Annotated in this window: 18 protein-coding genes and 1 riboswitch; of the genes, 11 read left to right on the top strand and 7 right to left on the bottom strand. The window is 72.0% G+C overall.

Annotation, left to right across the window (positions count from 1 at the left end):
* Nucleotides 1–56 precede the first annotated feature (56 nt).
* Nucleotides 57–989 (bottom strand): LysR family transcriptional regulator, encoded by a 933-nt coding sequence (locus OGH68_RS04775; RefSeq protein ID WP_264242056.1) that lies wholly within the window; start codon nt 987–989, stop codon nt 57–59.
* A gap of 86 nt (nt 990–1,075) precedes the next feature.
* Here OGH68_RS04775 and OGH68_RS04770 point away from each other — a divergent pair, with 86 nt between their 5' ends.
* Nucleotides 1,076–1,708 carry a LysE family translocator gene (locus OGH68_RS04770; protein ID WP_264242055.1) on the top strand — a complete coding sequence of 211 codons (633 nt, stop codon included), beginning with the start codon at nt 1,076–1,078 and terminating at the stop codon, nt 1,706–1,708.
* Nucleotides 1,709–1,740: 32 nt separating this feature from the next.
* Here OGH68_RS04770 and OGH68_RS04765 read toward each other — a convergent pair whose 3' ends face one another.
* The 3 genes from OGH68_RS04765 to OGH68_RS04755 all read right to left on the bottom strand — a co-directional run bounded on the left by OGH68_RS04765 (nt 1,741) and on the right by OGH68_RS04755 (nt 3,676).
* Nucleotides 1,741–2,217 carry a C40 family peptidase gene (locus tag OGH68_RS04765; protein WP_264242054.1) on the bottom strand — a complete coding sequence of 159 codons (477 nt, stop codon included), beginning with the start codon at nt 2,215–2,217 and terminating at the stop codon, nt 1,741–1,743.
* A gap of 3 nt (nt 2,218–2,220) precedes the next feature.
* Nucleotides 2,221–2,405: riboswitch (cyclic di-AMP (ydaO/yuaA leader) on the bottom strand.
* Between the two features lie 316 nt (nt 2,406–2,721).
* Complete coding sequence (locus OGH68_RS04760; RefSeq protein WP_264242053.1) at nt 2,722–3,030, bottom strand: hypothetical protein; 309 nt, start codon at nt 3,028–3,030, stop codon at nt 2,722–2,724.
* 7 nt (nt 3,031–3,037) lie between these two features.
* Entirely contained in the window at nt 3,038–3,676 is a 639-nt protein-coding gene (locus OGH68_RS04755) for an ATP-dependent Clp protease proteolytic subunit (RefSeq protein ID WP_264242052.1), read from the bottom strand.
* Nucleotides 3,677–3,756: 80 nt separating this feature from the next.
* On the opposite strand from OGH68_RS04755, the gene OGH68_RS04750 reads away from it, so the two are divergent.
* Complete coding sequence (locus tag OGH68_RS04750; protein ID WP_264242051.1) at nt 3,757–4,053, top strand: type II toxin-antitoxin system Phd/YefM family antitoxin; 297 nt, start codon at nt 3,757–3,759, stop codon at nt 4,051–4,053.
* Nucleotides 4,054–4,182: 129 nt separating this feature from the next.
* On the opposite strand, the gene OGH68_RS04745 is transcribed toward OGH68_RS04750, so the two are convergent.
* Nucleotides 4,183–5,169 carry an ABC transporter permease gene (locus tag OGH68_RS04745; protein ID WP_264242050.1) on the bottom strand — a complete coding sequence of 329 codons (987 nt, stop codon included), beginning with the start codon at nt 5,167–5,169 and terminating at the stop codon, nt 4,183–4,185.
* A gap of 103 nt (nt 5,170–5,272) precedes the next feature.
* On the opposite strand from OGH68_RS04745, the gene OGH68_RS04740 reads away from it, so the two are divergent.
* The 7 genes from OGH68_RS04740 (at nt 5,273) to OGH68_RS04710 (ending at nt 10,664) form a co-directional block, all read left to right on the top strand.
* Nucleotides 5,273–5,893, top strand: a complete 621-nt coding sequence (locus tag OGH68_RS04740; RefSeq protein WP_264242049.1) for a TetR/AcrR family transcriptional regulator — start codon at nt 5,273–5,275, stop codon at nt 5,891–5,893.
* A gap of 146 nt (nt 5,894–6,039) precedes the next feature.
* Complete coding sequence (locus tag OGH68_RS04735; protein WP_264242048.1) at nt 6,040–6,342, top strand: urease subunit gamma; 303 nt, start codon at nt 6,040–6,042, stop codon at nt 6,340–6,342.
* A gap of 14 nt (nt 6,343–6,356) precedes the next feature.
* Nucleotides 6,357–6,668 (top strand): urease subunit beta, encoded by a 312-nt coding sequence (locus OGH68_RS04730; protein ID WP_264242047.1) that lies wholly within the window; start codon nt 6,357–6,359, stop codon nt 6,666–6,668.
* On the top strand, nt 6,661–8,382 hold the full coding sequence (locus OGH68_RS04725) for an urease subunit alpha (RefSeq protein WP_264242046.1): 1,722 nt from the start codon (nt 6,661–6,663) through the stop codon (nt 8,380–8,382). The genes OGH68_RS04730 and OGH68_RS04725 overlap by 8 nt, the downstream gene beginning before the upstream one ends.
* A 121-nt stretch (nt 8,383–8,503) precedes the next feature.
* A complete protein-coding gene (locus OGH68_RS04720) occupies nt 8,504–9,166 on the top strand; it encodes an urease accessory protein UreF (protein WP_264242045.1) in 663 nt (220 codons plus the stop codon).
* Nucleotides 9,167–9,226: 60 nt separating this feature from the next.
* Entirely contained in the window at nt 9,227–9,904 is a 678-nt protein-coding gene (gene ureG, locus OGH68_RS04715; RefSeq protein ID WP_264242044.1) for an urease accessory protein UreG, read from the top strand.
* A gap of 7 nt (nt 9,905–9,911) precedes the next feature.
* On the top strand, nt 9,912–10,664 hold the full coding sequence (locus OGH68_RS04710) for an urease accessory protein UreD (RefSeq protein WP_264242043.1): 753 nt from the start codon (nt 9,912–9,914) through the stop codon (nt 10,662–10,664).
* Nucleotides 10,665–10,752: 88 nt separating this feature from the next.
* Here the strand turns inward: OGH68_RS04710 and OGH68_RS04705 are convergent, their stop codons facing one another.
* Both OGH68_RS04705 and OGH68_RS04700 read right to left on the bottom strand, forming a co-directional pair.
* Complete coding sequence (locus OGH68_RS04705) at nt 10,753–11,481, bottom strand: lysophospholipid acyltransferase family protein (protein ID WP_264242042.1); 729 nt, start codon at nt 11,479–11,481, stop codon at nt 10,753–10,755.
* Nucleotides 11,482–11,782: 301 nt separating this feature from the next.
* Nucleotides 11,783–12,094, bottom strand: a complete 312-nt coding sequence (locus OGH68_RS04700) for a hypothetical protein (protein WP_264242041.1) — start codon at nt 12,092–12,094, stop codon at nt 11,783–11,785.
* A 381-nt stretch (nt 12,095–12,475) separates the two neighbouring features.
* Here OGH68_RS04700 and OGH68_RS04695 point away from each other — a divergent pair, with 381 nt between their 5' ends.
* Both OGH68_RS04695 and OGH68_RS36365 read left to right on the top strand, forming a co-directional pair.
* Nucleotides 12,476–12,736, top strand: coding sequence for a hypothetical protein (locus OGH68_RS04695; RefSeq protein WP_264242040.1), 261 nt, complete (start codon nt 12,476–12,478; stop codon nt 12,734–12,736).
* A gap of 338 nt (nt 12,737–13,074) precedes the next feature.
* Nucleotides 13,075–13,158: a hypothetical protein gene (locus OGH68_RS36365; RefSeq protein ID WP_413471086.1), complete on the top strand. Its 84-nt coding sequence runs from the start codon at nt 13,075–13,077 to the stop codon at nt 13,156–13,158.
* Nucleotides 13,159–13,210 lie beyond the last annotated feature (52 nt).

The following is a 13,210-nucleotide window of genomic DNA, read 5'->3' as shown; positions in this document are numbered from 1 at the left end:
CCCGGGCAGGAGCGCGCCACCGCGGCAACCGCCTCCGGAACGCGGCCGCGAGCCCGTCACTGCGGGGCCGGGCCCGGACGGGCGCCGGCCCTTCCGAACGCGCCGCGCATCAGCGCCCGCAGGGACCGCACGGCCGGGCCCGAATCCTCACCCCGGTGCGCCACGGAGATCGTCCGGCGGAACGCGGCAGGCTCCAGCTGACGTATCTGCAGGGGCGTCGACGCCAGCGCGGCGACCATCTCCGGTACGACCGCCACCCCGAGCCCGGCGCTGACCAGCGCGCACACCAGTGCGTAGCCCGGTGACTCGCACACCACTGCAGGCGTCGCACCGGCCCGCGCCAGTGCGCCCTCGACCCCCTTGCGGGGCGGGTGCGAGGGAGCGCTGCTGATCAGCGGCTGACCGGCCAGGTCACCGACGGGCAGCCGGCCGGAGCCACCGGCCAGCACATGACCCGGCGCCGTCACCAGTACCAACTCCTCCACGAGCAGCGGCTCCACGACCACACCCGGCGGTGGTGCGGCCGGCTCGGCCGGTTCATAGGCGTGGGTGAGTGCCACGTCGACCTCACCGGTCGCCACCGCGGTGACACCGCCCGGCGGTTCGTACTCGGCGACGGTCAGTTCGACGTCGGGGTACGCGCGGCGGAACGCGCTCAGCACCGGAGGCAGCAGATGGATGCCCACGGTCGTGAAGGTGCCGACCCGCAGCCGGCCGCCGGTGAGGCCGGAGAGTCCGGCCAGCTCGTGCCGTGCCCGTTCCATCTCGTCCAGCACCCGTCGGGCGCGCTCGGCGAGCAGCTCGCCGGCCGCCGTCAGCCGCGCGCCGCGGTGCGAACGCACCAGCAGCACCGCCCCGGCCTCCCGTTCCAGCTTGGCCACCTGCTGCGAGAGGGCGGGTGCCGTGTAGCCCAGCCGGGCGGCCGCCCGCGTGATGGAACCGGCCTCCGCCACCGCGACGAGCGCGGCCAGCCGTGTCGGGTCGTACATGGGCGCACCCCTTAAGCGTTGCTTCAGGCCTCTATGCAGAAAGCCCAAGTACACGTTAAGGCCCGGCACGGTCCAGTCTGGGAGCCATGGACGTACAGCTGATCGCCTTCCTCGGGGTCGCCGCGGGCATGGTCACCATGCCCGGCGCCGACTTCACCGTCGTCGTACGCAACGCGATCGCCTCACGGCATGCCGGCGTCGCCTGCGCGGTGGGCGTCGCGGGCGGTCTGCTCGTCCACACGGCGCTGGCCGTGGCCGGACTCGCCGCCCTCCTCGCGACCGTGCCCCTGCTGTACCGGACACTGCAGATCGCCGGCGGCGCGTATGTGCTGTACCTGGGCGTCCGCGCGGTACGGACCGCGCTCCGCGCGCGGTCACAGGCCGAGGAGCCCGACGGCGAGGCGACCACGAGCGGCGTCGGACGCGGCCTGCGGCAGGGCTTCCTCACCAACGTGCTCAACCCGAAGGCGCCGGTGCTCTTCCTGAGTCTGCTTCCGCAGTTCGTGCCCGACGGTGCCGCGGTGCTGCCGCGTACCCTGCTGCTGGCCGGCATCGTCGTGCTGTTCGCACTGATCTGGTTCCCGGCGGTGGCGCTGCTCGTCGACCGGCTCGGCCGGTGGCTGCGCAGGCCGCGCACCGCCCGTGCCGTCGAGGGGATTTCCGGCGGCGCGCTGACCGTGCTCGGTGCGACGCTGCTGGTCCGTTCGACGGCGCACTGACAGCGCGCCACCGCAGGGAAACTGCCGGGGCGTCAGCGCACCCGGCCGTACTTGACGCTCCGCGTCCAGATCTTGACGAGCCGGACCACGTCGCCGGTCTTCGGCGAGTGCCAGATCTTCCCGCCCCCGGCGTAGATGCCCACGTGGTACACGGCACCGCCGGAATGGAAGAACACCAGGTCACCCCGTCGCCGGTTGCCGGCGGAGACATGACGGGTCCGGTTGTACTGCTGCTGTGCGGTCCGGGGCAGTATCTTCCCGGCCTTCTTGTACGAGTAGAGCGTCAGCCCGGAGCAGTCGAAGCGGTTCGGACCCGTGGCGCCGTAACGGTACGGCGATCCTTCCTTCGATGCCGCCACCCTGAGCGCCTTGCTCGCGTGGCTGCTGACCGCATGGGCCTCGGTGGTTCCGCCCGGGGCGAGGAGTGTGCCGCCGACGGCGGCGATCGTCAGTGCCGATACGGCACCCGCCCGCGAGAAGAGGAGCGGGAGATGAATCTGCGCAGTCATGCGCAACCCTTCGTCAGCCGCCTGTGAAGGATGACCTGTCGGGTTCGGACCGGCGAAGACGCCCGGCCGCCGCAGCGGCTTCACCCCAAGGCGCGTCCGGTGTCGCCGGTCACGCCGTACTGCTCGGGTCCTCCACTCCTGCCGATGCACTTCCGTCGACCAGACGTCCGGTGCGGCGGCAGGACTCAGCGTCCGCCCGGACCGCCCCGTCAAGGTGGCGGGGGCTTGTCGTCCCACGGATCGTTACCCACCCATGTCCGATTTCCGAGTTGAAACGGCTTTTGTGAAGCCAATCACGACTGGCCCTTTCGGGTGGACAGGACCGTGGAGCCCCTTTTCCCATGACCCGGAAGCATCGTCGTACCAGCGACGAAGCGGCGGATTGCGCCAGATCGGTGGTCGCGCGGCGCAAGTCCTGCGGCAGGCGACAACTTTCGCGAAGCTCCACCGAACGGGGTACGAGCACCGCTGTCCCGTCGGCGGTTGACAGCAGCAGAGTGATCGTCAACTCGTGGAAACGGGCGGCATGGTCACCCGTTTCGCCCTGCGCTCGCCGTCGAGCACCCGCAGCGCCTCGGTGAGCGTGTGCGTGTACACCTCGCTCTCGCCCCGCGTGTGCATGAGCGTCAGGGCGTCCCTGAGTGCGGCCGCCCGTCCGACCAGGGCCTGCGCGGCGCGCAGGGCCGTGTAGGTGTGGGTGGAGCGAGCGGGGTTGATCCGGCCGAGGAGGTCGACGACTTCGAGGTAGGAGTCGATGAACTCGGCCTCGGCGCGGGTGAGGGCGGGCAGCGGGGGCAGTTCGGGCGGCAGCATTCCGGACTCACCTCGCGGCGGGGGAAGGTGCGGCCGAGATCTTGCGGGAGGTGATGACGTGGTCGATCAGGCCGTACTCCCTGGCTGCCGGTGCGTCGAAGATCTTGTCGCGCTCGAGGTCGCCGGCGATGCGTCCGGGGGTCTGACCGGTGTGGCGTACCAGCATCCCGGCCAGTTGCTCGCGCAGCCGCAGCAACTCCGCGGCGTGGATCTCCAGATCGGACGGCTGTCCGCGCAACGGCTCCTCGTAGGAGGGCTGCTGCATCACGATGCGCGCGCCCGGCAGGGCGGTGCGCTTGCCGGGCGCGCCGGCGGCGAGCAGGGCGGCCGCGGTCGAGGCGGCCTGGCCGAGGCAGGTGGTCGCCACGTCGCAGGTGACGACCTGCATCGTGTCGTAGACGGCGGACATGGCGCTCAGTGATCCGCCGGGGGAGTTGATGTAGAGGGAGATGTCCTGGTCGGGGGCCGCGTACTCGAGGTGCAGGAACTGCGCGATGACGTCGTTCGCCGCCGTGTCGTCGATCGCGGTCCCGAGGAAGACGATCCGCTCCTCCATCAGCTTCGAGTACGGATCGAGGGTGCGTGTTCCCGAGGAGGTGCGTTCGGTGAACTCGGGCAGCACGTATCGGGCGGCGGGGCGGTTCATGGCGTACCTCTCCTCGGTCGACGGCGTCTCCGTGTCGCTGTAAAAAATGTACAGGACGTACAGACCGTTATGATGGGAGCATGGCCTATGAGATTCCGGTGACGCAAGCCCGCGCAGAGCTCGCCGAGCTGATCAACCGTGTCGTCTACGGCGGGGAGCGCGTGGTGGTGACCCGGCACGGGAAGCCGCTCGTGGCGTTGGTGTCCGCCGCCGATCTGGAGCGGCTGGAGAGCGGGTCGGAGGCCGGGGAGGAGCAGGTGATCAGCTCCGTGTCCTCCTTCGGCTCCTCCTCGCCTGCTTCCCCCGCCCGCGGCCGCTTCGGCCTGACCGCCGAGCATCACCGCCCCGAGCGCCACGGTCCCGAGGATCGCGGCTAGCGCCCCGGCCGCGCTCGGCCGGCGACGCAGAAAGAGGCCGCGCGCCCCCGTCCGCTACAGCGGGGACGCGCGGCCGGTCCGTGGTGGTCCAGGGACTCTCGGCGAGTGGGTCGGTCGGACGGAAGGGGCCTAGGCGACCGGCGCGGGGGAGGGGCGGGCCGCCGGTTCGGCGGTGGCCGGTACGCGTCGCCGGCCGGCGACGAGCACGGCGGTCAGGCCCAGTGCCGCCCACAGCGACAGCGTCAGCAGCGACGTGGCCGCGCCGTTCCCGTCGAAGTACGTCACCGAACGCAGCAGTGTTGCGCCGGCGCCCGGCGGCAGCCACTGGCCGAGGGTGCCGAGCGGCCCGGGCAGCAGTTCCGGCGCGGACGAGGCGCCCGAGGACGGGTTGCCGATCAGCACCATCAGCAGTGCTCCGAGCCCGATGCCCGGAGTGCCGAGCAGCGCGGCGAGCCCGGCGACGGACATGCCGAGGGCGGCGACCGTCAGGCTCAGCGCGCCCGCCTCCGCCCACCAGTTGCCGTCGAATGCGCCGAGCCAGCTGTGGGCGATCGCGGTGGCGGTGATGCCCACCAGAACGGCGGCGCCGACGAGTGCGGCGGCGGCCCGTGCGCCGCGCAGGCCGAGCAGGGTCACCAGTGCCCCGGCCGCGACGCCCGCGAGGGCGAGCGGCAGGACGCTCGCCGTGAGTGCGCTGCCCCGTGGGTCACCGGACGGAAGGGGCACCAGGTCCGTCCCCTTCGTCTCGGTGCCCGCCGGTGCCTGTGCGGCCACCGACTGCTGGAGAAGCTGGGCGACGACAGGGCTCGCCCCGGTGGCGATCAGCAGCTCCGGGCCGCCCGGCCCCGCGACGACGGCGCCGTATACGACCCGGTCCTCGATCGCGGTCCTGGCGGCGGCCTCGTCCTCGTAACGGTGGACGTCGAACGCGCCCTCGTGCTGTTCGAAACGCTGCTCGAGCTGGTCGGCGGCCGCGGCGGGCCCTGCGACGCCGATGGGCAGGTCGCGCGGCGCGGTCCGGGCCGCGGGCCAGGCGAAGGCCCACAGGGCCAGCGCCGCCACGACCGGGATCAGGATCATCACCGCGATCACGTGGCGGTGGGGTGCAGCGGACATGGGGAACTCCTATAGAGAAGGATCGTTCGTTTTTGTTGTTGGCGCCACTGTCCCGCCGCTTGCGGTGGTTGTCAAGAATGAATGTTCGTTCTACTTTTGGACCATGGCTCGCGTATCCCAGGAACACCTCGACGCCCGCCGCCGGCAGATCCTCGACGGCGCCGCCCGCTGCGTCTCCCGCAACGGCTTCCACGCCACGTCGATGCAGGACATCCTGCGCGAGAGCGGGCTGTCGGCCGGTGCCGTGTACCGCTACTTCCGCAGCAAGGAGGAGCTGATCGCGGCCATCGCCGACGAGGCGTTCACCAGCATCCGGGGGGCGTTCGAGGAGGCGGCGCGGACCACACCGCCCCCCACGCCGGACGTGCTCCTCGGGCGCGTGCTGCGGCGCATGCTGATCGAGCGGGTGCCGGGCGGGGACCGGCAGGCCTTCGCCCGGCTCATCGTCCAGGTGTGGACGGAGACGCTGCGCAACGAACGGCTGGCGGCCATCCTCGACGAGGGGTACAGCGGCATGCGCCGCGCCTGGGCGGACCTGGTCGGCGCCTACCGGGCGTCCGGGCAGATGGAGGCGGACGTGGACCCCGACCATGTGGCCCGCACCCTCATCGCCACCGCCCAGGGGTTCATCGCCCAGCAGGCCCTCTTCGGCGATGTACAGGTCGAGGTACTGGAGGACGGGCTGCGCGCCCTGATGTCGATGCGGGAACCCAAGATCAGTTAACGCGTCGGAAAAGCGCCGGAAAAGACTGCGTCCTAAGGTTCAACGCCTGGTCGTGGAACACCCGCGTGCAGGTCAACAAAGTGTTGAAGCGCGCTACGGTCCATCACGACCGGCGATCACGGGCCGGACGACAGTGAGGTGGACGCGTGCAACTCTCTCCGCACGAGCAGGAACGGCTTCTCCTCCATGTGGCCGCCGATGTGGCGGAGAAGCGCAAGGCGCGCGGCCTGAAGCTGAACCACCCGGAGGCCGTCGCCCTCATCACCGTGCACATCCTCGAAGGCGCCCGCGACGGCCGCAGCGTCAGCGAACTCATGGCGTCCGGACGCGAGGTGCTCACCCGGAACGACGTCATGGACGGCATCGCCGAGATGATCCACGACGTCCAGGTGGAGGCCACCTTCCCCGACGGCACCAAGCTCGTGACCGTCCACGAGCCGATCCTCTGAGGGGCGTGACGCACATGATTCCCGGAGAAATCCTGTACGGCGACGGGCCCGTACCGCTCAACGAGGGCCGCGAGACCACCCGCCTCACCGTCGTCAACGCCGCGGACCGCCCGGTCCAGGTCGGCTCCCACTACCACTTCGCCGAGGCCAACCCCGGCCTCGTGTTCGACCGCGCCGCCGCCCGCGGCAAGCGGCTCGACGTCGCCGCAGGCACCGCTGTCCGCTTCGAGCCGGGCGTCCCCGTCGACGTGGAACTCGTACCGCTCGCCGGCCGACGGATCGTGGCCGGGCTGCGCGGAGAGACCGGAGGACGCCTCGATGGCTGAACTGCACCGCGCCGTGTACGCCGACTTGTTCGGCCCGACCACCGGCGACCGCATCCGGCTCGCCGACACCGACCTGCTCGTCGAGATCGAGGACGACCGCTCCGGCGGACCCGGCCGCGCGGGCGACGAGGCGGTGTTCGGCGGCGGCAAGGTGATCCGCGAGTCCATGGGCCAGTCCCGTACGACACGGGCGGAGGGCGCGCCCGACACCGTGATCACCGGTGCCGTGATCCTGGACCACTGGGGTGTGGTGAAGGCCGACATCGCCCTCCGCGACGGGCGGATCAGCGGCATCGGCAAGGCGGGCAACCCCGACACCATGGACGGCGTCCACCCGGCCCTGGTCATCGGACCCGAGACCGAGATCATCGCCGGCAACGGGAAGATCGTCACCGCCGGGGCCGTCGACGCACACGTCCACTTCATCTCGCCCACCCTCGTCGAGCAGGCACTCGCCACCGGAGTGACCACCCTCGTCGGCGGCGGCACCGGACCGGCCGAAGGGACCAAGGCCACCACGATCACACCGGGACCCTGGCACCTTGCCCGGATGTTCGAGGCGCTGGACACCTGTCCCGTCAACATCGGCCTGCTCGGGAAGGGCAACACCACCTCCCGTGACGCCATGCACTCCCAACTGCGCGGCGGGGCACTCGGCTTCAAGATCCACGAGGACTGGGGGGCCACTCCGGCGGCCATCGACGCGTGCCTGGGCGTCTGCGAGGAGACCGGCGCCCAACTCGCCATCCACACGGACACCTTGAACGAGGCCGGATTCGTCGGCGACACCCTCGCCGCCGTCGCGGGCCGCACCGTCCACGCCTACCACACCGAGGGCGCGGGCGGCGGGCACGCACCCGACATCATCACCGTCGTCTCCGAGCCGTATGTGTTGCCCAGTTCGACCAACCCGACCCGGCCGCACACCGTCAACACCATCGACGAGCACCTCGACATGCTGATGGTCTGCCACCACCTCAATCCCGCCGTCCCCGAGGATCTGGCCTTCGCGGAGTCACGCATCCGGCCGTCCACCATCGCGGCCGAGGACGTCCTGCACGACCTCGGAGCGATCTCCATCATCTCCTCCGACGCGCAGGCCATGGGCCGGATCGGTGAGGTGGTCATGCGCACATGGCAGACCGCGCATGTGATGAAGAAACGCCGGGGAGCGCTCGCGGGCGACGGGCGCGCGGACAACCACCGGGCACGTCGCTATGTCGCCAAATACACGATCAACCCCGCGGTCGCGCAGGGCCTCGACGGCGAGATCGGCTCGGTGGAGACGGGTAAACTCGCCGATCTCGTGCTGTGGGAGCCGGCGTTCTTCGGGGTGAAGCCGCAGATCGTGATCAAAGGCGGCCAGATCGCGTACGCCCAGATGGGAGACGCGAACGCCTCGATCCCCACGCCCCAACCGGTGCTGCCGCGCCCGATGTTCGGCGCACTGGGCCGCGCGGCGGCCGGCAGCTCCCTCAACTTCGTCGCACAGGCGGCGATCGAGGACGACCTGCCCGAACGGCTCGGCCTGGACAAGGCTTTCGTGCCGATCCGCAGCACCCGGCGGGTGACCAAGGCCGACATGCGGGAGAACGACGCCCTGCCACGGGTGGAGGTCGACGCCGACACGTTCACGGTGACGATCGACGGCGAAGCCGTCGAACCGGCGCCCGCCAGGGAACTCCCCATGGCCCAGCGGTACTTCCTGTTCTGATGACGACCAGGACGAGGACCCCCGCCGCCGGTCCGGGCCCCGGTGACCGGCCGGGCCGCACCCACGTGCCGCGCCGGCCGGACCGCGCCGGTCCGCCCGCCGCGAGAGCCGGGTGGGCGGTATGAGCCGCGCCGCGCTGCTCGTCCTCGCCGACGGCCGCTTCCCCGCCGGAGGCCACGCGCACTCCGGCGGGGCGGAGGCCGCCGTCCGGGCCGGGCGCATCAAGGACGCGGCGGACCTCGCCGCGTTCTGCCGGGGCAGGCTGCACACCACCGGCCTCACCTCCGCGGCGCTGGCCGCCTGTGCCGCTCTCGGCCACGACCCGGCCGAGCTCGACGCCGCCGCCGACGCCCGCACCCCCTCGCCGGCCCTGCGGGCGGCGGCCCGCAGGCTCGGCCGGCAGATGATGCGCGCGGCCCGTGCCACCTGGCCGGATCCGCTGCTCGACGCGCTCGCCGCCCGGTTCCCGCGCGGCACGCACCAGCCCGTCGTGCTCGGCACGGCCGCTCGCGCCGCCGGCCTCGGCGCCGAGGACGCCGCGCACTGCGTGGCGTACGAGACGGTCAGCGGCCCGGCGACCGCGGCGGTACGCCTGCTGAGCCTGGACCCCTTCCAGGCCACGGCGGTCCTCGCCCGCCTCGCCCCCGAGACCGACGCGGTGGCGGCACGGGCCGCGGCCGCCGCGCGCGACGGCGTCGACGCACTGCCGGCGGCGTCCGCGCCGCTGCTGGAGATCACCGCGGAGGAGCACGCGGCCTGGCCGGTGCGCCTCTTCGCGTCCTGACCCGCCCAGCCCTGTGCCGCCCTGGCCCCGCCCCCGCACTCGTATCAAGGAGCCCGCACCATGCACCTCGACCACCACCACGAGAGCACCTCCGCCGTCAGCGCCGACGCGGCACGCCCCGACGGCACACGGCGCGCCCTGCGGATCGGGCTCGGCGGGCCGGTGGGCTCCGGCAAGACCGCCACCGTCGCCGCGTTGTGCGCCGAACTGCGCGACGCGTTCTCCCTCGCGGTCGTCACCAACGACATCTACACCCGCGAGGACGCCGAGTTCCTGCTGCGCAACGCGGTGCTGCCGCCCGAACGCATCCAGGCCGTCGAGACCGGCGCCTGCCCGCACACCGCCATCCGCGACGACATCTCGGCCAACCTCGAAGCCGTGGAGGACCTCGAGGACAGTGTCGGCCCGCTCGATCTGATCCTGGTCGAATCGGGCGGCGACAACCTGACCGCGACCTTCTCCAAGGGACTGGTGGACGCACAGGTCTTCGTCATCGACGTCGCCGGCGGCGACGACATCCCGCGCAAGGGCGGACCCGGGGTCACCACCGCCGACCTGCTCGTCGTCAACAAGACCGACCTCGCGCCGCACGTCGGCTCCGACCTCGCCCGGATGGCGCGCGACGCGAAGGAGCAGCGCGGTGAACTGCCCGTCGTCTTCACTTCGTTGCGCGGAGCAGACGGTATCGCTCCGGTCGCCGCGTGGGTACGCGCGCAGCTCGCCGCCTGGACCGGCTGAGCAGCGCATGAGCATCGAGGCAACAGCCCGGATCGTCGCCGACCACACCGCACTGCCCGTCCTGGCCGGCGACGGGCCGATCGCGCTGCGCCGCACCCGGGCCCACGGGCCCGGGCTGCGGGTCACCATGGTCGGCGCGATGAGCGCGCCGCTCGGCGGCGACCGGCTCGCCGTCGAGGCCACCGTTCGCGACGGCACGCGCCTGACCGTCGACTCCGCCGCCGCCACCGTCGCCCTGCCGGGCCGCGGCTCCGAGCCCGCCCGTTACGACCTCGCCCTGGACGTCGGGGAGGACGCCGAACTGCACTGGCTGCCGGAGCAGTTGATCGCCGCACGCGGCAGCGACCTGCGGACGCACACCCGGGTCCGTCTCGCCGCCGGCGCACGCCTGCTGCTCCGCGAGGAACAGATCCTCGGACGCCATGAAGAAGAGCCCGGCACGCTCACCACCCGACTCACCGTCCACCGCGCCGGCCGTCCCCTGCTCGACACGGAACTCGCCTGCGGGCCAGGTGCCCCCGACGGCTGGGACGGACCCGCCGTACTCGCCGGCCACCGGGCGGTCGGCCAGCTCATCGTCGTCGACCCGGCGTTCGGCGACCGGCCGCCCGGGCCCCGCACGCTGGGGCCCACCGCGGTGCTCACCCCGCTCGCCGGCCCCGCCGCGCTGGTCACCGCGCTCGCGAAGGACGCGCTCGCGCTGCGCCGCCTGCTCGACCAGGCCCGGCAGGACGTGCTCGGCGACGCGCCGCACCGCTGAGTGTCGCCGCGGGGCAGCCGTGACAAGCGAGGGCGGCCGGTGACCCGGCCGCCCTCCCGCAGGCAGTAGGCGTGACAGCGGCTCCGTGTCAGCTCCGCCGCCGGGGGAACCGGCTCGTTCTGCCCGCGCGCTGCTCCTGCTCCTGCTGCTCGGCCTTGACATCGGCGGCGTAGCGGTCGACGTACTCCTGGCCGGAGAGTTCGAGGATCGCGTACATGATCTCGTCGGTGACCGCGCGGATCGCCGCCTTCTGGTTCTCCAGGCCCGCGTACCGCGAGAAGTCCAGCGGCTTCCCGAAACGCACCGTGACCCGCTTGATCTTCGGGAGCACCTGACCGGGCGGCTGGATCTCGAAGGTCCCCACCATCGCGCACGGCACCACGGGCACACCCGCCTTGAGCGCCATGACGGCCACCCCGACCTTGCCCTTGTAGAGCCGGCCGTCGTGCGACCGGGTGCCTTCGGGATAGATGCCCAGCAACTCGCCCTTGTCCAGCACTCCGAGCCCTTCACGGATGGCCGCCTGGCCGGCCTCCTTGCCCGAGCGGTCGACCGGGATCTGTCCGGCGCTGTGGAAGAACGCCGCCGTCAGCCGGCCCTTGAGGCCGGGCCCGGTGAAGTACTCCGCCTTGGCGAGGAAGGTGATGCGCCGTTTGATGATCGCCGGCATCAGGAAGTGGTCGGAGAAGGACAGATGGTTGCCCGCGACGATCGCCGCACCCTCGGCGGGGATGTGCTCCAGCCCTGCGATGCGCGGACGGAAGAGCAACCGCAACAGAGGCCCGAGAAGGACGTACTTGAGCACGTAGTAGAACACCGGGGGTCTCCAACTCTGCCGGGTCGGCTCTGGGGCCGCGTTCTGCCGGGTCACGGCATCCGATGGCGCAGCGGTCTCGTCGGGCGGCGCGCGGGGCGCCAGGTGCGGGGTGGTGATCGATCGTAGCCCGGTCCCGGACGGCCGACAGCCGGCGGGCGGAGCGAAGGCGAGTTTCGCCTCCTTCCCATTGTCATGCCGATGTGCTGCGCCAGACAGAGTTCGTCCGACACAAGCGTGGAAACACGGCGGCGTCGGACACACCGCGTCGGACAGGTTCTCCCCTGAAGCAGAACGGCCGCACTCAGACCCCGGCCCCCCACGTCCACTCCGTGATCTCCGCGGGGTCGACCCCCGTGCGCCGCAGTTCCTCGCGCAGCCGGTCCCGGTGGCGCGCGTAGCCGGTGGCCAGGTCGCCGATGGCACCGGGGCGGCCGCGCAGATGCCGCAGTGCCGTGATCGCCAGGTCGTGCCGGGAGACGCCGTTGCCGGCGAGCAGGTCGTACGGGGTGGTCGTGGTGCCTTCCCCGACATAGCCGCGCACGTGGAAGCGGTCCGGGTTCGGCCTCCCGTGCAGCAGGTGGTGCAGCGTGTTGGTGTCAGGCGGCAGATACACGCCGGTCACCGTGGGCGCGCCGGCGGAGGTGGGGTGGGCAACGGGGCGTCACGGACAGTTCGGGAGCGTCCAGGGCCGCGCCGAGTTGTCACGGAGGAAGATGAGCGCGGCGGCCACGTAGTCGGCCGCCCGGCGATACCTCCGCGTCATGTGCTCACCCCGGAGGTGCGTCCGGCGGATACGCCGCCGGTGCCGTCGCCGCGCCGCGCGTGCAGCCGATCGCCAGTGCGTTCATGCCACGACCGGTACCCGGTAGGGCTGCGGCCACGCCGCGGGCCGGGCCGCAAGGGTGACGGCGCGGAGCGGGCGTGTCGGTGTCCGGCCGACGGGTACCCGGCGATCAACAGGGGGTTTTCGAGCCGAACCCTGGAGGCGAAAGCCATGCAACGTGGCAGCAATCCCAAGAGTCCCCGCGAGGACGACGAGCTCAAGCACCAGATGCAGGGCTACCTGAAGTCCGGGCAGCACACGCACACCGAGGACGCGAAGGACCCTGAGCCGGTGGCGGACGACGACCCCAGGACCGACAGCAGCCGCCAGGCACTCTCGCGCTCGCGCGAGGCCGAGGAGCGCAAGGCGGCCGAGGAGGGCAAGAGCGACGAGCGCAAGGGTGGCCGGCGCGAGCGCGAAGAGCAGGAGTGACGGCCGTCGGAGGCCGGCAGCGCAGTCGCGCTGCCGGCCTCCCTATGCCCGTGCCCGGCGCTCACGGCCGCACGGCACGGGCCGGCGGTGGACGGGGCAGCGGTGGACGGTCCCCCCTCGTACAGCCGGTCCACGTCACCCGTACACCGTCTTCGGGACGAGGGCCATCGGTGTGGACCTCGGGGCGCCCGGCGCTGTCCGTCTGCCGGCACGGGTAACTGTCCGTCCATGACTGTGAACCCCATCGAATTGCAGAAGTGCCTGGGGTACGTGGGTTACCCCGCCGACAAGAAGCAGATCCTGGACCAGGCAAGCAGCACGGCGCCGACGAGGAGATCATGAGCGCGCGCGGCTCCCTGCCGGAGAGGACCTACGACTCGCCCGCGGAAGTGAACAAGGAAGTGAGCCGGGAGAGCCAGTAGCCCGGCATGCCCCCGGCAGAGCGGCACGGCACCCGCACTGGCGCGGCCGCCG

Source organism: Streptomyces peucetius (assembly GCF_025854275.1).
GTDB classification, from domain to species: domain Bacteria; phylum Actinomycetota; class Actinomycetes; order Streptomycetales; family Streptomycetaceae; genus Streptomyces; species Streptomyces peucetius_A.
The sequence above is the reverse complement of the archived record's forward strand: the minus strand, read 5'-3'. Positions and strand labels throughout refer to the sequence as shown.